Annotated in this window: 20 protein-coding genes; 2 read left to right on the forward strand and 18 right to left on the reverse strand. The window is 69.6% G+C overall.

The features are described from left to right. Positions 1–10: 10 nt before the first annotated feature. Both ABFX45_RS16060 and ABFX45_RS16065 read left to right on the forward strand, forming a co-directional pair. The gene (locus ABFX45_RS16060) at positions 11–1210 is read left to right on the forward strand and encodes a winged helix-turn-helix domain-containing protein (protein ID WP_346131012.1); all 1200 of its coding nucleotides are present in this window, start codon (positions 11–13) and stop codon (positions 1208–1210) included. A gap of 84 nt (positions 1211–1294) precedes the next feature. Continuing rightward, on the forward strand, positions 1295–2338 hold the full coding sequence (locus tag ABFX45_RS16065; RefSeq protein ID WP_346130719.1) for a hypothetical protein: 1044 nt from the start codon (positions 1295–1297) through the stop codon (positions 2336–2338). Positions 2339–2363: 25 nt separating this feature from the next. On the opposite strand, the gene ABFX45_RS16070 is transcribed toward ABFX45_RS16065, so the two are convergent. The 18 genes from ABFX45_RS16070 to infB form a co-directional block, all read right to left on the reverse strand. Beyond that, complete coding sequence (locus ABFX45_RS16070; protein ID WP_346130721.1) at positions 2364–2921, reverse strand: GrpB family protein; 558 nt, start codon at positions 2919–2921, stop codon at positions 2364–2366. Continuing rightward, positions 2918–3355 carry a tetratricopeptide repeat protein gene (locus ABFX45_RS16075; protein ID WP_109633785.1) on the reverse strand — a complete coding sequence of 146 codons (438 nt, stop codon included), beginning with the start codon at positions 3353–3355 and terminating at the stop codon, positions 2918–2920. The genes ABFX45_RS16070 and ABFX45_RS16075 overlap by 4 nt, the downstream gene beginning before the upstream one ends. Further along, positions 3352–4089, reverse strand: coding sequence for a 4-hydroxy-tetrahydrodipicolinate reductase (gene dapB / locus ABFX45_RS16080; protein ID WP_112229795.1), 738 nt, complete (start codon positions 4087–4089; stop codon positions 3352–3354). The genes ABFX45_RS16075 and dapB overlap by 4 nt, the downstream gene beginning before the upstream one ends. Beyond that, positions 4086–5378, reverse strand: a complete 1293-nt coding sequence (locus tag ABFX45_RS16085; protein ID WP_170154811.1) for a M16 family metallopeptidase — start codon at positions 5376–5378, stop codon at positions 4086–4088. The genes dapB and ABFX45_RS16085 overlap by 4 nt, the downstream gene beginning before the upstream one ends. Before the next feature lie 104 nt (positions 5379–5482). Continuing rightward, a complete protein-coding gene (locus tag ABFX45_RS16090; RefSeq protein ID WP_109633792.1) occupies positions 5483–7729 on the reverse strand; it encodes a polyribonucleotide nucleotidyltransferase in 2247 nt (748 codons plus the stop codon). A 229-nt stretch (positions 7730–7958) separates the two neighbouring features. Then, positions 7959–8228, reverse strand: a complete 270-nt coding sequence (rpsO, locus tag ABFX45_RS16095) for a 30S ribosomal protein S15 (protein WP_030471762.1) — start codon at positions 8226–8228, stop codon at positions 7959–7961. Positions 8229–8355: 127 nt separating this feature from the next. Further along, positions 8356–8802, reverse strand: coding sequence for a 2'-5' RNA ligase family protein (locus ABFX45_RS16100; RefSeq protein ID WP_109633795.1), 447 nt, complete (start codon positions 8800–8802; stop codon positions 8356–8358). Continuing rightward, a complete protein-coding gene (locus tag ABFX45_RS16105; protein ID WP_109633797.1) occupies positions 8799–9275 on the reverse strand; it encodes a helix-turn-helix domain-containing protein in 477 nt (158 codons plus the stop codon). The genes ABFX45_RS16100 and ABFX45_RS16105 overlap by 4 nt, the downstream gene beginning before the upstream one ends. Positions 9276–9359: 84 nt before the next feature. After that, positions 9360–10292, reverse strand: coding sequence for a bifunctional riboflavin kinase/FAD synthetase (locus ABFX45_RS16110; protein WP_109633800.1), 933 nt, complete (start codon positions 10290–10292; stop codon positions 9360–9362). 35 nt (positions 10293–10327) lie between these two features. Next, positions 10328–11215 carry a tRNA pseudouridine(55) synthase TruB gene (truB, locus tag ABFX45_RS16115; protein WP_267900053.1) on the reverse strand — a complete coding sequence of 296 codons (888 nt, stop codon included), beginning with the start codon at positions 11213–11215 and terminating at the stop codon, positions 10328–10330. An 11-nt stretch (positions 11216–11226) separates the two neighbouring features. Then, complete coding sequence (locus ABFX45_RS16120) at positions 11227–12588, reverse strand: MFS transporter (protein ID WP_428834153.1); 1362 nt, start codon at positions 12586–12588, stop codon at positions 11227–11229. Positions 12589–12625: 37 nt separating this feature from the next. Further along, positions 12626–12919, reverse strand: a complete 294-nt coding sequence (locus ABFX45_RS16125; protein WP_346130728.1) for a hypothetical protein — start codon at positions 12917–12919, stop codon at positions 12626–12628. Then, positions 12888–14225, reverse strand: coding sequence for an MATE family efflux transporter (locus tag ABFX45_RS16130; RefSeq protein WP_346131015.1), 1338 nt, complete (start codon positions 14223–14225; stop codon positions 12888–12890). Before ABFX45_RS16130 ends, ABFX45_RS16125 begins: the two co-directional genes overlap by 32 nt. A gap of 530 nt (positions 14226–14755) precedes the next feature. Beyond that, positions 14756–15889, reverse strand: coding sequence for an ROK family transcriptional regulator (locus ABFX45_RS16135; RefSeq protein ID WP_109633807.1), 1134 nt, complete (start codon positions 15887–15889; stop codon positions 14756–14758). Next, positions 15886–16872 (reverse strand): DHH family phosphoesterase, encoded by a 987-nt coding sequence (locus ABFX45_RS16140; RefSeq protein WP_109633809.1) that lies wholly within the window; start codon positions 16870–16872, stop codon positions 15886–15888. Before ABFX45_RS16140 ends, ABFX45_RS16135 begins: the two co-directional genes overlap by 4 nt. A gap of 135 nt (positions 16873–17007) precedes the next feature. Beyond that, on the reverse strand, positions 17008–17457 hold the full coding sequence (gene rbfA, locus ABFX45_RS16145; protein ID WP_109633811.1) for a 30S ribosome-binding factor RbfA: 450 nt from the start codon (positions 17455–17457) through the stop codon (positions 17008–17010). Between the two features lie 13 nt (positions 17458–17470). Further along, complete coding sequence (locus ABFX45_RS16150; protein WP_109633814.1) at positions 17471–17767, reverse strand: DUF503 domain-containing protein; 297 nt, start codon at positions 17765–17767, stop codon at positions 17471–17473. A 71-nt stretch (positions 17768–17838) separates the two neighbouring features. After that, entirely contained in the window at positions 17839–21015 is a 3177-nt protein-coding gene (gene infB, locus ABFX45_RS16155; protein WP_346130732.1) for a translation initiation factor IF-2, read from the reverse strand. Between the last annotated feature and the right edge of the window lie 13 nt (positions 21016–21028).

The following is a 21028-nucleotide window of genomic DNA, read 5'->3' on the forward strand; positions in this document are numbered from 1 at the left end:
CGTGCAGAGGATGAGCGCGGACGTGGCCCGCCGAATCGCCCTGGCCGCACAGGGCTTCACCGACCCCAGGCCGTCCACGGCCACCCGCAGGCACCTGCAACGGGTGCTCTCGCGCGTGCAGCTGCTGCAGATCGACTCGGTGAACGTGGCCGTGCGCGCGCACTACATGCCGCTCTTCTCCCGCCTGGGCGCCTACGAGCCGACGCTGCTGGACGAGGCCGCGTGGACGCACTCGTCGCGCAGACCCCGCATGCTGGTGGAAACCTGGGCGCACGAGGCGTCGCTGGTCCCGGTGCTGGACTGGCCGCTGTTCCACTCCGGAGCCAAGAAGCGCGGCTGGTGGCAGAACTACCAGACCATCCTCGAACGCTCCCCGCAGCTGGTGGACGAGGTCCTCGCCGCCGTGAAGGAGCTCGGCCCGATCGGTGCAGGCGCCCTGGAAAAGGCCCTGATCGGCGACTCCAGCCGCTCCAAGGGCCCGTGGTGGGACTGGTCCGAGGTCAAGCGGGTGTGCGAGGTCCTCTTCGGCGTCGGCGTCCTGACCACCGGCACCCGCCGCAGCTTCGAGCGCCTGTACGACCTCACCGAGCGCGTCATCCCGCCGGACGTCCTGGCGCAGAGGTGGACGCCGGAAGAGGGCGCCCGCGAACTGGTCAAGCGCTCCGCCGTGGCCCTGGGCGTGGCCACCGAGCCCGACCTGCGCGACTACTACCGCCTGGACCCCCGCCGCTCCCAGACCGCGGTGGCCTCGCTGGTGGAAGACGGCGTGCTGGAGCCCGTGTCGGTCGACGGCTGGCGCGGCACCGGCTACCGGCACGTCGAGGCGAAGGCGCCGCGGCGCGTGGAGGGCCGCGCGTTGCTGTGCCCGTTCGACCCGCTGATCTGGGAGCGGGCGCGCACGGAACGGATCTTCGGCTTCCGGTACCGCATCGAGATCTACGTACCGGAGCCGCGGCGGGTGCACGGTTACTACGTGTTCCCGTTCCTGCTGGACGGTCAGCTGGTGGGGCGGGTCGACCTGAAGGCGGACCGGGCAGCAGGCGTGCTGCGGGTGCAGTCGGCGTTCGCGGAGGAAGGGGTTGAGCGCGGCCGGGTCGCGGCCGAGCTGGCGGCCGAGTTGAAGCACATGGCCGAGTGGCTGGGACTGGAGGACGTTCTGGTGGTGCAGAAGGGAGATCTCGCCGCGCAACTGGCGGTCGCGGTCGGCTGAGTGGCCGGAGGCTCTGGACGCAACGGTTGCTGGTTCAGGTGCGTTGAACTGGGGAACCGTTGCCCCGCCCCCGGAGGACACCAGATGCGTGAGCTGCTCTGCGTTCCCGAGATCAATCCGCCGGAACAGGTTCTCCACCACGCGATCCTCTACAGGGACAGGATCTCGACTCTGGTACCCGTCGGCCACCGCCTGTCACATCGAACCGCGCTCGCGCAGGATGCGGGTGTGTTCCATCCACGTTCGATCCGTGACGTGTGGCACGACCCGTCTGTGCGCGAGGAATCGGTCGAAGGCATGCGCCGGAGTCTGAAAACCGCTGCCCGCCGAAACGGGCACGTGATCACTTTCGGGGCTTCCGATGGGACGAAGCCGTCGGGCGCCCATGACTCCGAGGTGAATCTCGTTGCAATCGACTTCGCTTCCTGGCCAACCGCTTGGTCAGAGGTTGTGGCTGAAGTGGTCGACGAAATCTCGGGTGGATGGTGGAGGGCAGGGCAGCCGCGGCCCGTGGCACCAGTAGCAGTCGACAGTTGGCAGACGGCCATCTTGGTGGGCACCGCAGTGGCACTCGCCGGCCGGCTCAGGCGAGACGTCGCTGCACCGCTCCTTCTGCCCGCTTATCCGAATGAAGTCTCGCAGGTGGTACGTGACTGCACAGCCGTTGGCGTTGGTGGGCATCTGCTTACGCGCATGGACGTGGGCCGGTTTTTGCCGGAACCGCCTCCAGGTGTCGACACCGCTGCGGTGATCGCGTTCAGGCAACGCTATGACGATGAACGGCGACGACTGATCCGTGCCGTTGAACGCCTGGTCAAGGAGGCGGCTCGCACCCACGGAATGGAGGAACCGGCCGACGTCGAACGTGATGTGCGGGAAGAACTGGATCAGGCCCTGGCCGACCTGGAGCAGGCCGGGCGATGCAGGTTCGGAGGTTGGGTACGGCGCACGGCGTGGTTCACCGTGGCTGCTGGCGCAGGCGCTGCGGTAGCGGGACCTACAGGCGCCGCAATGGCCTCGGTCGCGGCGAACTGGGCGTCGAACCCCGTGCCGCGAGGAGTCAGGGAGAGCGACTTCACGTACCTGTACCGGATCCAGAACGCACTCGACGACCTCACCACGACCTGAGCCAAGGCGTCGAAGACGGCTGTACTCAACGAGTCTGGCAGTCAGGATCAGCAAGAACCCTCGCGACGAAGGCCGCCTTGCCCGCCGTGTACGCCTCACGGTCGTGCCCACTCTGCTGGGCCAACCGTCGCTTCAAGTCCTCATAGGCCTGTACGAGGCGTGCGTCGTTGCGCAGCGCATCACGGAACCGGATATGGTCGGTCCACCTGGCGTGCCCGGCCTCGATGAGGTGCAGGTGCGCCTCGCGCCGCTGCCCCGACGCGTCCGGCTTGACGAAGAAACGGCGCCACGGCCGGCGATCCAGTTCCGGAGCCACGTACGACCAGCCGTCAGCCACGAGACGTCCGGACGCCTGCGCGACGACGATGTCCAGGTCGGACACCGAAGCCATCAGGTCCACGATCGGCTTGGCGGCCAAGCCGGGGACCGCCGTCGACCCGATGTGCTCGACACCGTCGACCAGCCAGGGTGCGAGCAGACCGGCGAGCCTGGCGCACTCCGCCTCCGCACGCGCGATCCACCGCGGGTCGTGCGGACGAACCTCTGCCCGCTCATGAGCCCACGCCGGAGCACCCTCGCTCATGAGTGCAGCTGGATGGCCTTGCGCATCGTCTCGCGCGCCCGCCCGCGGTCCCCCGCGATGTCGTAGGCGTACGCGAGCCGGAACCACACCCGCCAGTCCTCGGGCGACGCCTCGACCTCGGCCCGGCGCTCCTCGAACCACGAGTCCGCGGCGTCCCGGTCCACCCGGCCGGACGGCCGGCGCGGCAGGTGCGAGACGTCCGGCAGCAGGCCCTCGGCGTCGAGCTCGCGGGCCATCTTCTCGGTCTCCCACCCGAACCGCAGGTTGGAGTACACGAGCCACACCCCGAGCAGCGGCAGGATCAGCACGCCCGCGCCGAGCAGGATCCCGACCAGCTCACCGGTCTGCAGCAGAGCCAGAGCGCGACCGGTGAGCAGGACGAAGTAGACCGCGAGGGCCGCGATCAGCAGCCCGACGGTGACCCTGACCTTCACAGGTCCAGGTACTTGTCGAGGCCCACGGCCAGGCCGGGGCGGGACACGATCTCCCTCACGCCCAGCACGACGCCCGGCATGAACGACGTCCGGTGCAGCGAGTCCTGGCGCAGCGTCAGGGTCTCGCTCTCGCCGCCGAACACGACCTCCTGGTGCGCGATCATCCCGGAGATCCGCAGCGAGTGGACCCGCACGCCGTCGACGACCGCACCGCGCGCGCCCGGCTCCTCCTGCGTGGTCGCGTCGGGCATCGGGTCCATGCCGGAGCGAGCCGCCGCGATGAGGCGAGCCGTGTGGGCGGCCGTGCCCGACGGGGCGTCGGCCTTGCGCGGGTGGTGCAGCTCGATGATCTCGGCCGACTCGTAGTAGCGGGCGGCGATCTCCGAGAAGCGCATCAGCAGCACGGCGCCGATGCCGAAGTTCGGCGCGATCAGCACGCCGACGGACGGCTTGTCCGCGAGCAGTGCGGCGACAGCGTCCAAACGCGACTGGTCGAAGCCGGAAGTGCCGACGACGCAATGGATTCCGTTCTCGATGCAGAACGAGAGGTTGTCCATCACCACGTCGGGGTGCGTGAAGTCGACGACGACCTCGACACGGGCATCCACGAGCCCGGACAGCGGGTCGTCGGCGTCGAGGGCGGCCACGACCTCCATGTCCTTCGCGGCCTCGACCGCGCGGACCACCTCGGAACCCATGCGGCCCCGCGCGCCGAGAACTCCGACGCGAATCATGCAATCACCTCGTGTACCTGGTCCGGCAGATCGTCGGCATGATCGTAGGGGCCGACCACGGCGGCAGCGACGGGGCGGCGCAGCAGATCACGTGCGAGCGACGCCACTTCGTCGGCGGAGACCTCGTCGATGCGCGCGAGAGTCGCCTCGACGCTCAGGTGGTCCCCGTAGTTCAGCTCGGACTTGCCGATGCGCGACATCCGCGAGCTGGTGTCCTCCAGGCCCAGCACCAACGCACCGCGCAGCTGGCCCTTGCCCCGCGCCACCTCCGCGTCGGACAGGCCGCCACGAGCGACGTCCACGAGCACCTCGCGGATCACGCCGGCGGTCTCGCCCAGCCGATCGGGCTGGCAGCCCGCGTACACGGAGAACGTGCCGGTGTCCGCGTACAGGCCGACGGACGAGTACACCTGGTACGCCAGGCCCCGCCGCTCACGCACCTCCTGGAACAGCCGCGAGCTCATGCCGCCGCCGATGGCCGCGTTCAGCACGTTCAGCGCGAACCGGCGCTCGTCGTGGCGGTCCAGGCCGCGCATGCCGAGCATCATGTGCGCCTGCTCGGTGTCGTCGGTGTGCAGCACCAGCTTGCGGGCGTCGGCGATGCGCGCGCGGCCCGCTCGCGGTGCGACCGCGTTGCCCACCCGCGACAACCGGTCGCCGATCGCCTTGCGCACCAGGCGCATCACGTGCGTGTGCTCGATGTTGCCCGCGACGGAGAACACCATGCGCGGCAACGTGTAGTTCTTCTTGTAGAACGAGTAGAGGTTGTCCCTCTCCATGTCCTGAATGGACTTCTCGGTGCCCAGCACCGGACGCCCCAGGGCATGTCCGCCGAACAACGCCTCGATGAACGCGTCGTGCAGCAGGTCCTCGGGGTCGTCGTCGCGCATCGCGATCTCTTCGAGCACGACACCGCGTTCGGTCTCGAAGTCACGCGGACCGCAGATCGCCTCGAACACCACGTCCGCGACCAGGTCGACCGCCAGCGGCAGGTCCTCGTCCAGGACGTGCGCGTAGTAGCAGGTGTGTTCCTTGGCGGTGAACGCGTTCAGCTCGCCACCGACCGCGTCGATCTCCTCGGCGATGGCGGCGGCCGACCGGCGCGCGGTTCCCTTGAACAGCAGGTGTTCCAGGTAGTGCGCGGCGCCCGCCACCTCCGGCCGCTCGTCACGGGAGCCGACCTGCACCCACAGCCCGACCGAGGCGGACCGCACGCTCGGGATGCGCTCGGTGATGACCCGCAGGCCGGAGGGCAGCATGCTGCGCCGCACCTCGGACCCCTCGGACATCTCGAGCACCCGCGTGCTGCCCGGCCGCTGGAGGTGCCCCAACCGTCCGGTACGCGGACGGCCGCGGGTGGATGCACCCGCGGCCGTCCCCTTGTCTGTCACGCTCACTGCGCGGGAGCCGCCTCAGCAGCCTCGGTGGCCTCTGCGGCCTCCGGGGCGTCAGCCGGCTTGGCGGCGTCGTCGTCGTTCACGACGACGAGGCTGATCTTGCCGCGCTGGTCGATGTCGGCGATCTCGACGCGGAGCTTGTCGCCGACCTTGACGACGTCCTCCACCTTCGCGATGCGCTTGCCGTTGCCCAGCTTCGAGATGTGGACGAGGCCGTCCTTGCCGGGCAGCAGCGAGACGAACGCGCCGAACGCCGCGGTCTTCACCACGGTGCCCAGGAAGCGCTCGCCGACCTTCGGCAGCTGCGGGTTCGCGATCGCGTTGATCATGCCGATCGCGGCCTCGGCCGACGGGCCGTCCGCCGCACCGACGTAGATCGTGCCGTCGTCCTCGATCGAGATGTCGGCACCGGTCTGCTCGGTGATCGAGTTGATCATCTTGCCCTTCGGGCCGATGACCTCGCCGATCTTGTCGGTCGGGATCTTGACCGACGTGACGCGCGGAGCGTAGGCGCTCATCTCGTCCGGGTCGGAGATGGCCTCGGCCATGACCTCCAGGATGGTGTAGCGCGCGTCGCGGGCCTGGCCCAGCGCCGCCGCCAGCACCTCGGACGGGATGCCGTCGAGCTTCGTGTCGAGCTGCAGCGCCGTCACGAACTCCTTGGTGCCCGCCACCTTGAAGTCCATGTCGCCGAAAGCGTCCTCGGCACCGAGGATGTCGGTCAGCGCCACGTAGCGGGTCTCGCCGTCGACCTCGTCGGACACGAGGCCCATCGCGATGCCGGACACCGGGGCCTTCAGCGGGACACCGGCGTTGAGCAGCGACAGGGTCGACGCGCAGACCGAGCCCATCGAGGTCGAGCCGTTGGAGCCGAGAGCCTCGGACACCTGACGGATCGCGTACGGGAACTCGTCACGCTTCGGGAGCACCGGCATGAGCGCGCGCTCGGCCAGTGCGCCGTGGCCGATCTCGCGGCGCTTCGGCGAACCCACGCGGCCGGTCTCACCGGTCGAGTAGGGCGGGAAGTTGTAGTGGTGCAGGTAGCGCTTGTGCGTCTCGGGAGACAGCGAGTCGATCTGCTGCTCCATGCGCAGCATGTTCAGCGTGGTGACACCCAGGATCTGGGTCTCGCCGCGCTCGAACAGCGCCGAGCCGTGCGTCCTAGGGATCACGGCCACCTCGGCACCCAGGTCGCGGATGTCGGTGAGGCCACGGCCGTCGATGCGGACGTTGTCGCGCAGGATCCGCTGGCGGACGAGCTTCTTGGTCAGCGAGCGGAACGCGGCGCCGACCTCCTTCTCGCGGCCCTCGAACTGCTCGGCCAGCTTGTCCAGCGTGGCGGCCTTGATCTCGTCGAGCTTGTCCTCGCGCTCGTGCTTGCCCGCGATGGTCAGCGCCTGGGCGAGCTCGCCCGAAGCGGCGGCCTCGACGGCCTCGAACGCGTCGGCCTGGTAGGCCGGGTACGTCGGGTACTCGCCGGTCTCCTTGGCGGCGACCTGCGCGAGCTGCGCCTGCGCCTCGCAGAGGACCTTGATGAACGGCTTGGACGCCTCGAGACCGGCGGCCACGACCTCCTCGGTGGGGGCGACGGCGCCCTCGCCGATCAGGTCGATCACGTTCTCGGTGGCCTCGGCCTCGACCATCATGATCGCGACGTCGCCGGACTCGACCACGCGACCCGCGACGACCATGTCGAACACGGCCTTCTCGAGCTGCTCGTGCGTCGGGAACGCCACCCACTGGCCCTCGATCAGAGCGACGCGGACGCCACCGATCGGGCCGGAGAACGGCAGGCCGGCGAGCTGCGTGGACGCGGACGCGGCGTTGATCGCCACGACGTCGTACAGGTCGGCCGGGTTCAGGCTCATCACGGTGATGACGACCTGGATCTCGTTGCGCAGGCCGTCCACGAAGGACGGGCGCAGCGGACGGTCGATCAGGCGGCAGGTGAGGATGGCGTCCGTGCTCGGACGGCCCTCACGCCGGAAGAACGAGCCGGGGATGCGACCCGCGGCGTACATGCGCTCCTCGACGTCCACCGTGAGGGGGAAGAAGTCGAAGTGTTCCTTGGGCTGCTTCGACGCCGTGGTGGCGGAGAGCAGCATCGTGTCGTCGTCCAGATACGCGACCACGCTTCCGGCGGCCTGACGCGCGAGGCGCCCGGTCTCGAAGCGGATGGTGCGCGAGCCGAACTTGCCGTTGTCGATAACGGCAGTCGCCTCGTGGACCTCGATGTCCGTCATTTACTTGTTGCTCCTCGTCTTTTGGACACCGCTACGCGCGTTCTGACGAGGCCGGTCTTCGATCGAAGTCCCCTGGGGCGTTTCCACCAGGGGGCCACTACCGAGGACCGGCGAAAACTGCTTCGCGCGCTGCGGGCCCTGTTTTGTTCGTCTTTCAACCAGGGGTCTGTATACACCCGGCTGTACGCCGAGGGGGAGTGACCGGCCGGTCACTCCCCCTCGGCAAGTATCACCTGCGCAGACCGAGGCGCTGGATCAGCGCGCGGTAGCGGTTGATGTCCACCTTGGTCAGGTAGTTCAGCAGACGGCGGCGACGGCCGACCATCAGCAGAAGACCACGGCGGGAGTGGTGGTCGTGCTTGTGCTGCTTCAGGTGCTCCGTGAGGTCAGCGATGCGCTTGCTCAGCAGGGCGACCTGGGCCTCGGTGGAGCCGGTGTCGCTGTCGTGCAGACCGTACTCGCCGAGGATGGACTTCTTCTGCTCCGTGGACAGTGCCACTAGGTACTTCTCCTACATGTTCAGGTCCGTGCGGCCCCACGCCCGCCGAATTGCTGGCCGGGGTAGCCGGTACTGGCCGCCACGGACCGCAGCCAGACCCAACTGGGAAGGTTATCAGGCACGGTGCTCAGCGGCGCGCTGACGTGCGCAAGCCCACCCGTGCGACGGGCGTGTAGACACCATCGGCGCTGCTCACGAGCACTGCTTCTGACGGCTGCCACGGGCTGCTCAGGAACGCCGGCATCGGCTGCCCCCGGTACCCGTACGCCACTGTCAGGTGCGCCTGCCAATTGTCGTTCGCGCCCGCTGCCCTTGCCAACCGATTTAACTCGCCGTCCACTCCCGCCCACAGGATCCTGCCGCGGAAGTCGCCGAAGTCCTTCAGCCGCAGCTGCGGCACCTCGTGGCCCTCAAGTGCCCGGAAACGTTCCTCATCGGCGGTCTCGCCGTGGAAGCAGAGCGTGATGTGCCACTTCTCCGGCTTCGTCCACTCCAGGCCGTGCGTGCGGTCGAGCACCGCTTCGAGCTCCGCGACCACGTGCCGCGGCGGGAAGAGCGCGGTGAAGAACTTCACCTGGCGGCGCGGACGGCCCTGCGGAACAGTTCGGCGATCGCCGGGAAGTCCGCGGACAGCAGGTCCGCGGCCTGCTGGAGCTCGGTGCGGTCGGCGACCCTGCGCAGCACCGGGTACGCGACGCTCTCGTCCCCGTTGACCGGCAGCGAGTCGCGGGACACGGTCGGCTTGGACTCGCGCACGTCGTCGAGCGCCCGCTGCAACGCCTCCGGCGCCCCGGTCGCCACGTCCGGCGTGAGGATCTTGCGCTCGAGCATGATCAGCCGCGCCAGCACGGCGGGGTTGCCGATCTTGGCCCGGCGGCCGCTCATCACCTGGCTGAGCATCGGCGCGCTGATCCCCAGCACGTCCGCGAGCTGGGCCTGCGACACGTTGAAGGCGACGACCAACCGGCGCACGCGGTCACCCAGAGGCTCCCCGTACCACTCCCTCTGCAGGGCGAGGTTGCGCTGAACGATCTTGTGGTCCTCCACCTTGGCCTCTCCCGTAGCCCGCACTCCGACCCGCATCCTGCCAGCCTGCGGACGCCCCCACGGCCGCTTCGCCCAATCTGACGGTCACGACTCAGTCAGCAGTTCCCTCGTTCGGTCTACATCGCGATGCATTTGTTCGAGAAGCGCCTCGACCGAGTCGAACTTCACCATCTCGCGCAGACGGTCGACGAAGTCCACCGCGACCCGCTGCCCGTAGTAGTCCTCGTCCACGTCCAGCACGAACGCCTCGACCCGGCGTTCCCGGCCGGAGAACGTCGGGTTCGTCCCCACGCTCACCGCGGCCTTGAGCTTCTTGCCCTTCGAATCGGTGAACCAGCAGGCGTAAATGCCGTCGGCGGGAACAGCCGCGAACTTGGGCGTCGAGAGGTTGGCGGTCGGGAAACCCAGATCCTTCCCGCGCCCATCTCCTCTGACGACGATCCCTTCGAGCCGGTGCGGCCGGCCCAGCGCCTCCGCCGCCGCCTTGACGTCCCCGGCGTCGATGCACGCCCGGACGTAGGTCGACGAGTAGGTCACCTCGTCAGCGGACACCAGATCAGCCCCCTCGGTCACGAATCCGAACCGCTGCCCGAGCCTGCGCAGCAACGCGACGTTACCCGCCGCCTTGTGCCCGAAGGTGAAGTTCTCCCCCACCACGACAGCCGCCGCGTGCAGCTTCTCGACCAGCACCTCGTGCACGAACTCGTCCGCGGGCATCCGGGAGGTCTCCAGGCTGAACGGCACCACCACGAAGTGGTCGACGCCCAGCTCCTCGACCAGCTCCGCCCTGCGCCGCAGCGTGGTGAGCTGCGCGGGATGGCTGCCGGGCCGGACCACTTCGGAGGGATGCGGGTCGAAGGTCATCAGCACGCTCGGCAGCCCGCGCTGCTCCGCGAGGGCCACCGCCCGCCCGATGAGGGCCTGGTGGCCTTTGTGGACACCGTCGAACACGCCAATCGTCACGACGCAGCGGCCCCAGCCGCCGGGAAGGTGATCTAGTCCGCGCCAGCGTTGCACGGTGATCAGCCTACGTCGCGGCACGACTCGTGGCGTCACCCAGCCGGACTGAGGACCACCACGGGCTTGCACGCGTCGCCCTCGTCCTTCGCCAGCGCGATGACGTGACCGTCCGGCCCGAAGACCCCGTAGGTGCCCTCGAACCCGCCCGCGCGCAGCCGTTGCCCGTGCGAGAGCGCCGACGCCTCGCGCGGGTCGATCTCGCGGCGCGGGAACGCCGTTGCCACCGCGGCGTCGAGGTCCAGCGACAGACCGGGCGTCTCCTCAAGCTGCTGGAGCGTCTTGGCCACGCGGAGGTCGAACGGGCCGACCCTGGTACGCCGCAACGCACCCAGATGCCCGCCGACGCCCAGCGCCGCGCCGAGGTCGCGGGCCAACGCGCGCACGTAGGTGCCGGAGGAGCACTCGACCATCACGTCGAGCAGGACCGTCTTGTCCTCACGGCGCGTGAACAGCACGTCGAAGCGGTGCACGGTCACGGGCCGTGCGGGGATCTCGACCTGCTCACCCGCACGCACCCGTGCGTAGGCGCGCTTGCCGTCGATCTTCACCGCGGACACGGCCGACGGCACCTGCTGGATCGGGCCGGTCAGCTTGGCCACCTCCGCGGCGATCGCGTCGTCGGCCACCCCCGACGCGTCCACAGTGGACAGAACCTCGCCCTCGGCGTCGTCCGTCGTCGTGGACGCGCCGAGCACGATCGTCGCGAGGTAGGCCTTGCTGTCGAGCGCGAGGTGGCCGAGGAGCTTCGTCGCGCGTTCGATGCCGAGCACGAGCACGCCGGTCGCCATCGGGTCCAGCGTGCCGGCGTGCCCGACCTTGCGGGTGCCGAGAATCCTGCGCACACGCGCCACCACGTCGTGCGAGGTCATGCCGTCCGGCTTGTCGACGACCACCAGGCCCGGTGCAACAGAGGGTTTCACGGCGCGAAATCCTAAGCGACGCGCAGAGCGTCCCAACGACGACGCCGCAACTGCACCGGCACCGTCTCACCACGCTCCTCTGCCGCGAACACCGCCGCACGCGCGCGCCGCCACCACACGAGCATCCGCCAGCCGCCCAACGCCAGCACGACGACGCAGAAGCTGAGCGCGACCCGGAACGCCGTCTGCGGCGTCACGAGGTTCTCGAGCAGGTCCAGCAACACACCCACACCCAGTGCCGCGACGGTCACCGCGAGGAAGCCGCCGACGTTGACCAGGCCGCTCGCCGTGGACTGGCGGTGCGACGGGTTGTAGTCGCGGGCCAACGCGAACGCGACGCCGGAGATGGGCCCGCCGACGGTCAGCACGAGGAACACGACCGCGATGACAGGCACCGGCACGTGACCGCCCGGCCACAGCAGCAGCACGCCCCACCCGGCGAACGCGAACGCCAGGAACCAGCCCGCGATCGGCATGCGCCACTCGGGATTGCGAGAGAACAACGCCCCAACGATCGGACTCGACACAATCGCACCGATGACCAGCAGTCCGAGCGTGGACGACGCCGCCTTGGGCGACATGCCCTGCGCCTGCACGAGGTACGGGTACCCCCACAGCAGACCGATCACGGCCGGTGTGGACATGGTGCTGAAGTGCGCCCAGAACCCGAGCCGGGTGCCGGGCACGCTCCACGCCTGCCGCACCTTCGGCCAGATCTTCTTGAGCGGCACGGCTTCGGGCTTGGGAGCCGTGAAGCCGTCCGGCACGTCCCGCAGCCGCAGGAACGCGATGATCGAGTACGCGGCGGTCGCGCCGCCCGCGATGAGGAACGCCCAGGTCCACCCGATCGAGCCAAGCATGAGCGTCAACGGCACCGTGGCGACGAGGTTGCCGACACCGCCCAGCGCGGCCGTGACCGCGACCACCAGCGAGTACTGGCGCGGCGGGAAGTGCGCCGCCACGATCCGGATCACGCTGATGAACGTCATCGCGTCGCCCATGCCGAGCACGGCCCGTGCGACGAGCCCCAGCCCGTACGAGTCGGCGACAGCGAAGAGCAACTGGCCGGTGCCCATGAGCAACGCGGCGATGGTGAGAATTTTGCGCGGACCGAAACGGTCCACGAGCAGACCGGTGGGAATCTGCAGGAAGGCGTAGACGCCAACCTGCAACACGGTGAACACACCGAGCTGCGCGGGCCCGAGCCCGAACCGCTCACTCGCCTCCAGCCCGGCGACGCCGAGCGTGGTGCGGTGGAAGACGGCGGCGAAGTAGACGAAGACGGCGGTGGTCCAGATCAGCCACGAGGTACGGGTGGCGCGATCGACCGACGGCAAGACGGCACTCTCCCCAGGTCGGAGGCGGGTAGACATTAGTTACATCGCCTAAACAACCTTCTTGGTAACGATTTCATGCCGTGAGGTCGGACACAGCGCCCACCTGGGTGTCAGCTGCGTGGGTGTCAGCGCCGTCGGTGTCAGCGCCGTCGGTGTCAGCGCCGTCGGTGTCAGCGCCGTCGGTGTCAGCGCCGTCGGTGTCAGCGCCGTCGGTGTCAGCGCCGTCGGTGTCAGCGCCGTCGGTGTCAGCGCCGTCGGTGCCGACGGCGTGAGTGCCGACGGCGTGAGTGCCGACGGCGTGAGTGCCGACGGCGTGAGTGCCGACGGCGTGGGTGTCAGCGGACCGCGCCCTCCACCGCCCAATCACCCGATCGTGTACGCCACACCACCGCGACCAGCCGCAACACCATGAACGCCGACAGCCCGGTCCAGATCCCCGCGAGCCCCCACCCGAACACGTACGAGGCCCACACCAGCGGCAGGAACCCGATCACCGCGGACCCGAGCGTCGCCGTCCGCATGAACTTCACGTCGCCCGCGCCCAGCAACACCCCGTCCAACGCGAACACCACGCCCGCGATCGGTTGCAGCGCAACGAAAAACCACCACGCGTTCGGAATTTCCCCCAGCACGCCAGCGTCCGAAGTGAACGCCTGCGGCAAAACCGGTGCCAGCGCGGCGAAAACCACCCCGAGCCCGATCCCGAACACCAGCCCGTACCGAGTGACCTGCCACGCCAGCTTCTCGGCCTGCCGGCGGTTCGCCGCCCCGAGCGCCGCACCGACGAGCGACTGCGCCGCGATCGCCAGCGAGTCCAGCACCAGCGCGAGGAACGTCCACAGCTGCAGCACGACCTGATGCGCCCCCACGGCCGCGACAGACGTCCGCGCCGCCACCGAAGCCGCGCTGATGAAGCACGCCTGGAACGCCAGGCTCCGCAACACCAGATCGCGCCCCATGCCGAGCTGCGCGCGCATCGCAGCCCAATGCGGCCGCAACGGCACGCGTTCGGCGAAGAGCGCCTTGATGAACAACCCGGCCGACAGCAGCTGCGCGACCACGTTGGCGATGGCCGAGCCCTCAAGCCCCCAGCCCGCGCCGTAGACGAGCGCCGGGCAGAGCACCGCGCTGATGCCGTTGCCGATCAGGATGTACTTCAGGGGCCGCCGGGTGTCCTGGACGCCACGCATCCACCCGTTGCCCGCCATCGTGACGAGGATGAACGGCGCCCCGAACAACGCGATGCGCACCCACTGCACCGCGGCATCGGCCACGGCGCCGCCGCCCGCGAGCACCTCCGCCACGGGCCGGACGAACAGCTGCCCGAGCAACACCACCAGCACGCCCGCCGCGACCGCCAGCCACGTCGCCTGGACGCCCTCCTCGACCGCCTCCGCACGCCGCCCGGCTCCGTGCAGCCGGGCCGTGCGCGCCGTCGTGCCGTAGGACAGGAACGTCAGCTGCGTCGACACCTGCGTAAGCAGCACACCGCCCAGTGCCAGGCCGGCCAGTGGCAGCGCGCCCAGGTGCCCGACCACGGCCGTGTCGACGAGCACGTACAACGGCTCGGCTGCCAGCACCCCCAGTGCGGGCACCGCCAGCCCGATCACCCGCCGCGCGGGAACCCGATCCTCCACACGACCGAACCTAGGTGGTCGGGAAGCGCACTCCATCTCTTTAGCGATGGAAAGCACTCACCTCCTGTTCCGCTCCCCCGCGCGCTTCCTCGTACGCGAGATTCGGTAACAGCGTTTCGGGACACGGTTCACCCGGTTGAGCGACCTGAGCCGCGTCTTGCACGCCTCGTCCGCGGCAGGCGCGTCCGGCGAGCCTTCTGACGGCGACGCCGCCAGATGTCCGCACGAACACGACGGCGCCGAACGAGCTCTCGGGACACGGATCAGCCGTTCGAGCGACCAAGACCACGCCCCGCACACCCGTCCACAACAGCCGCGACCGCGAAGCCTCCTACAGCCGCGCCCGAGAAGCCTTCCGACAGCAACACCATCAGAAACCCGCACGAAGACGACGGCACCGAACGAACCCTCAGGACACGTCTCAGCCGCACGAGCGACCAAGACCACGCCCCGCACACCCGTCCGCAACAACCGCGCCCGAGGAAGCCCTCCGACAGCAACACCATCAGAGACCCACACGAACACCGAACAGATCCGCAGGACGCGGACCAGCCGCCAAAGCCGACCTAAGCCCGCTGCGGCAAGCCGAACACCCGCTCCCGAGCCACCGCGAGAGCCGAGTGCAGAGCTCCCGAGCGCACGGGGTTGGCGGTGATCTGCGCGAGCTGCACCGGAGTGCGCGGCACCACCAGCTTGCGCAGTTCCGACGACACCAGCTCGCACAACGTCTCGCCGCCGGCCTGTGCCACTCCGCCCGACAGCAGCACCAGTTCCGGATCGAGCACGCACACCACGTTCGCCAGACCCAAAGCGATCCTACGAGCGAGGTCTGACAAAAACGCGCGTCCCTCGGTGCCGGTGGTCAGCGCGTGTGCGACGGCCTCCAGGCCGGAGTCGGCGGAGATGCCGTGGGTGGCGGCCAGCGCCACGATGGCGTCGCTGTCCACCTGGTCGCCGTAGCGTCCGCCCGGTACCTGCATCGAGTCGATCTCGCCCGCGCCGCCGGTGACGCCGCGCAGCAGCACGCCGTTGACCACGACTGCCGAGCCGATCTCGTCGGCTGGCCAGAAGAGCACGAAGTTGCGCACGCCCACGGCCTTGCCGGAGCTCATCTCCTCCAGGGCGGCCAGGTTGATGTCGTTCTCGATCGACACCGACGTGCCCAGCAGCTCGCGCAGGGTTGCGGGGAGGTCTACGTCCACGAGTCCCGGCAGGTGCGGCGCGAAGCCCAGGTGGCCGGTGGCGGGGTCGACCGCGCCCGGCGTGCCGACCACGACGTGGGACAGGGCGTCCAGGCGCAGGCCGGCCAGCGCCGCTGCCTTTTGCACGGTCTCGCGGAACGCCGCCAGGGTGTTCTCCTTGGGCATCGGCGCGCTGTGTTCGGCCAGCAGCGAGCCGGTGATGTCCGCGATGGCCACGTCGATGAGGTCCGGCGTCAGCGCTACGGCCGCCACGTGCCCCACGCCGCCGTTGACGGCCCACATCTGGGCGCGCGGGCCACGGCCGCCGCCGCGCAAGCCGGTGCGGACGACCATGCCGTCTTCTTCGAGCCGCGCCAGCAGCTGCGCTGTCGCGGGCTTGGAGAGGCCGATGACCTCTTCCAGTTCGGCGCGTGTCATCGCGCCGCTGCGCAGCAACGTTTCGATGGCCGCCCGGTCGTTGATCTCCCGCAGCAGCCGCGGGCTTCCTGTCCTGGTCATGACTCCACCCGCTCCAACGCGCCCTTGAGCGCGGCGACGACCTGCTCCGCGGCCCCGTCGAACGTGAATCCGGCCGCCAGCCGGTGCCCACCACCGCCGAGCGCCTGCGCCACCTCACGCACATCGACCTGGCTGACGGCTCGTAGCGAGACCGACCAGAACCCGGGCCGCAACTCCTTCAGCACAGCGGCCACCTCGGCCTCGGATGCGGAGCGCACGACGTCGATCACGCTCTCCACCTCCTCGCTGCGCACGTCCCGCGCGTCGTCCATGCCCACAACGGCGTGCACGAGCCCTAGCCCGCCGGCGGCACGCTCGTCCAGCTCGGCCTTGGCGAGCACTCGCGACAACATGCCCAAGTAAGCGAACGGATGCGCGTCCATCAACGGACGAGTGACGCTGTACGCATCGACGCCGGTCTGCAACAGCCGGGCCGCCGTCTCGTGCGCCGCGGGCCCTGCCTTCCGGAAGCCCCCGGTGTCCGTCACAAGCCCGGCGTAGATGCACCGCGCGATCGGCTCGTCGACTTCAACGCCCATCTCGTCGAGCAGTCGAAGCGCGATGAGCGCTGTGGCCTCGGCGTGCTCGTCAATGCAGTGCAACGTGCCGTAGCGCGTGTTCGACACGTGGTGGTCGATGACGATGACGGGCCCCTTGGCCCGCTCAACCCGGTCAGCGAGCGGCCCCAGCCGCTGCAAGCTTCCGGTGTCCATGACGACGAGCAGCTCGGGCTCCTGCGGCACGTCGTCTCTGTGCACCAGCAGCCCGGCCGTGTCCAAGGCCTTCAAACTTTCGGGCACGTCCTCCGGCTCACCGAAGGCCACGCGCACCACGACTCCGCGCCGATGCAGCGCGAGCCCCACCGCCAACGCACTCCCGAGCGTGTCCGCGTCGGGGTTGATGTGGCCGAACAGGGTCACATCACGGGCGTCGGCCAGTAACCGCGCAGCCTCGGCAATGGTGGTGCTCAGGTCATCTGCCACAGGGAGACGTTAGCTGCTCACGATCGCAATGTGCCGCAGGGCACCCACCGACAAGACCATTTCCGCGGTCTGACGAGGTGACCGCGCCTGACAACGCGAGGTGGGGTGGTTCCGTCCCACCCCACACGCGGACGATCAGTCGTCGTCCTCGTCCTCACGAGGCGCCTTGTAAGGATCCGCCTCGCCGGCGGGCTGAGCCCCTGCCGCCAGCCGGGCCACCTCGGCGTCAGCCGCCTGAGCGCGGGCCAGCAGCTCATCCATCTTCCGCGCCGTGTCCGGCACGGTGTCCGTGATGAACGTCAAAGTGGGCGTGAACCGGACCCCGGTCTGCTGCCCGACCATGGACCGCAGCACACCCTTGGCCTTTTCCAGAGCCGCGGCGGCTCCGGCGAGATCGGGCTCGGAATCCAACCGCTCGCCGAGAACCGTGTAGTACACGGTCGCGTCGTGCAGGTCCCCGGTCACCTTCGTGTCGGTGATGGTGACCCGAGCCAGCCGAGGATCCTTGACCTCGTGCTCCAGAGCGGAAGCGACGATCTGCGAGATCCTCTTGGCGAGCTTGCGGGCACGTGCCGTGTCGGCCACGAGCCTCCCCTTCCTAGTCGTCCTCCGGCCCGACGAGACGCGTGCGGGCGGAGAGCAGTTCCAGTTCGGGTCGTCCTGCGACCAGCCTTTCACAGCCGGCCAGGACTTCCCTGACATGCGCCGCATCACCGGAGACCGCGGCAACACCGATCAACGCGCGCCGATGCAGATCCTGATGACCGGCTTCGGAAGCGGCAACTTCGAAGCGCTTGCGCAGTTCGGCCACGACGGGCCGGACCACCGAGCGCTTCTCCTTCAACGAGTGGACGTCGCCCAAAAGCACGTCCAGTTCCAGAGCCCCCACGTACATGGGCAAGATCCTCCAGAAGAAAAGGGTGCGGAGCCACCGGTTAAACGGCTCCGCACCCCCATCCAGGCCTATCAGGCGCGCGGCTTCTCGCGCATCTCGTAGGTCTCGATGACGTCCTCGAGCTTGAGGTCGCTGTAGTTGCCGAGCGTGAGACCACACTCGAAACCTTCGCGGACCTCGGTGGCGTCGTCCTTGAACCGCTTGAGCGAGCTGATCGGGAGGTTCTCCGCGATCACCTTGCCGTCACGGATCAGGCGAGCGCGCGCGTTGCGGCGGATCTCGCCCGACAGGACCATGCAGCCCGCGATCGTGCCGACCTTGGAGGACTTGAAGACGTCGCGGATCTCGGCGCGGCCGAGCTGGACCTCTTCGTACTCCGGCTTGAGGAGACCCTTGAGGGCCGCCTCGATCTCGTCGATCGCCTGGTAGATGACCGTGTAGTAACGGACGTCCACACCCTCGCGGTTCGCGAGTTCGGTCGCCTTGCCCTCGGCCCGGACGTTGAAGCCCAGGACGATGGCGGAACCGGCCACGGCGAGGTTGATGTCGCCTTCGGTGATGCCACCGACACCGCGGTGGATCACGCGCAGCTCGACGTCGTCGCCGACCTCGATCTTCATGAGCGCGTCCTCGAGGGCCTCGACGGTACCCGAGTTGTCACCCTTGATGATCAAGGTGAGAGCGCTGGTTTCCTTCAGCGCCGCATCCAGGTCTTCCAGGCTGACGCGCTTGCGCTTCGCGGCGTTCTGCGCGTTGCGGGTGCGGGCCTGACGACGCTCGGCGATCTGGCGGGCGACGCGGTCCTCGTCGACGACGAGGAACGAGTCACCTGCGCGCGGCACCGACGTGAGGCCGATGACCTGCACCGGACGCGACGGGGTCGCGTCGTGGACGTCGTCGCCGTGCTCGTCCACCATGCGGCGGACGCGGCCGTAGGCATCGCCCGCGACGATCGAGTCGCCGACGCGGAGCGTGCCGCGCTGGACCAGCACCGTGGCGACCGGACCGCGCCCGCGGTCGAGGTGCGCCTCGATCGCGACACCCTGGGCCTCCATGTCCGGGTTGGCGCGGAGGTCCAGCGAAGCGTCGGCGGTCAACAGGATGGCATCGAGGAGGCTGTCGATGTTGATGCCCTGCTTCGCGGAGATGTCGACGAACATCGTGTCGCCGCCGTACTCCTCGGCGACCAGGCCGTACTCGGTCAGCTGCTGACGGATCTTGGAGGGGTTCGCACCCTCCTTGTCGATCTTGTTCACCGCGACCACGATCGGCGCGGAGGCCGCCTGGGCGTGGTTGATCGCTTCCACCGTCTGCGGCATCACGCCGTCGTCAGCGGCGACGACGATGACCGCGATGTCGGTCGCGTTCGCACCACGGGCACGCATGGCGGTGAACGCCTCGTGACCGGGGGTGTCGATGAAGGTGATGAGCCGCGGGTTGCCCTCGAGCTCGGTCTCCACCTGGTACGCACCGATGTGCTGGGTGATGCCACCGGCCTCGCCCTCGTGCACCTTCGCCTTGCGGATGGTGTCGAGGAGTCGCGTCTTACCGTGGTCGACGTGACCCATGACGGTCACGACCGGCGGGCGAACCTGCAGGTCGTCCTCGTCACCGGCGTCCTCGCCGTAGGTGATGTCGAACGTCTCGAGCAGCTCGCGGTCCTCCTCCTCGGGGGACACGACCTGCACGACGTAGTTCATCTCGGAGCCGAGCAGCTCCAGGATCTCGTCGGACACCGACTGGGTCGCCGTGACCATCTCGCCCAGGTGGAACAGCACCTGCACGAGCGACGCCGGGTTGGCGTTGATCTTGTCGGCGAAGTCGGTCAGCGAGGCACCGCGCGGCAGCCGGATCGTCTCGCCCTGCCCCTTGGGCAGGCGGACGCCACCGACCGAAGGCGCCTGCATGTTGTCCATGTACTCCTGGCGCTTCTGCCGCTTGGACTTGCGTCCACGACGCGCCGGACCACCCGGACGACCGAAGGCACCAGCGGTACCGCCGCGGCCTGCGCCGCCGCCACCACCGGGACGACCGCGGAAACCGCCGCCACCACCGGCCGGGGCGCCGCCACCGGCACCGCCACCACCGCCGGGACGGAAGCCACCGCCACCGCCACCGCCGCCACCGGGACGGAAGCCGCCGCCACCGCCACCGCCACCGCCACCGCGGAAGCCGCCACCGCCGCCGCCACCGCCACCACCGCCACCGCGGAAGCCGCCACCGCCGCCGCCCCCACCGGGACGACCGCCGCCACCGCCACCGCCACCGGGACGGCCACCGCCGCCACCAGGGCCAGGACGGTTGCCGGCCGGACGGCCCGGCATCATGCCGGGGTTCGGGCGCGGAGGCATGTTGCCCGGGTTGGGGCGAGGACCGCCCTGACCGGGAGCGGGACGAGGCCCACCCTGGCCGGGAGCAGGACGAGGTCCGCCCTGACCGGGAGCAGGACGGCCGCCACCCTGGGCAGCCGCCGGACGGGGACCGGCAGGACGCGGGTCACCGGGCTTCGGGCCGGAGGGGCGGTCGCCGCCCTGCTCCGGACGCGGGCCGGGACGAGGTCCAGGACGCGGGCCGGGAGCGTTGCCGCCACCGACGCCGAAGGGGTTGTTGCCCGGACGCGGGGCACGCGGGCCGGCAGGCTTGGGAGCCTGCGTGCGCGGCGGCACCACGGACGGGGTCTGCGCACCAGCGGACGCGGCCGGAGCCTGCGGCTGCTGGGGCTGTTGCTGCTGCGGAGCCGGGCGCGGGCCCGGACGCGGGCCACCCGGCTTGCCGCCGGGAGCCGGGGCAGCCTTGGGAGCGGCCGGAGCCGACGCGGCGGGTGCCGGTGCGGCGGCGGCCGGAGCCTCGGGCTGCTGGACGGGCGTGGCCGGAGCCTGCGCGGCCGGAGCGGCGGGCGCGGGCTTGGGGGCCGGGGGACGCGGAGCCGCGGGCTTCGGGCCGGGAACGGCCTTGGGCGCAGCGGGCTTGCTGTCCGTCGTGGCTGCCGGCTTCGACTCCGCCGGGGCGGCGGGCGCTGCGGCAGCAGCGGGTGCGGGTGCCTTGGGCTTCGGAGCGGCCGGCTTGGGAGCCGACGGCTTCGAGGACTTGGCTTCGTAGGCGTCACGAAGCCGCCGGGCCACGGGGGCCTCGACGGTCGAGGACGCGGACTTCACGTACTCACCTTGTTCGGCGAGCTTGTTGAGAACTTCCTTGCTCGTAACACCGAGCTCTTTCGCGAGCTCGTGCACGCGGGCCTTGCCTGCCACTGCTCTCCTTGGT

Origin of the sequence: Lentzea roselyniae (genome assembly GCF_039537795.1) — a bacterium.
Lineage (GTDB): Bacteria > Actinomycetota > Actinomycetes > Mycobacteriales > Pseudonocardiaceae > Lentzea > Lentzea atacamensis.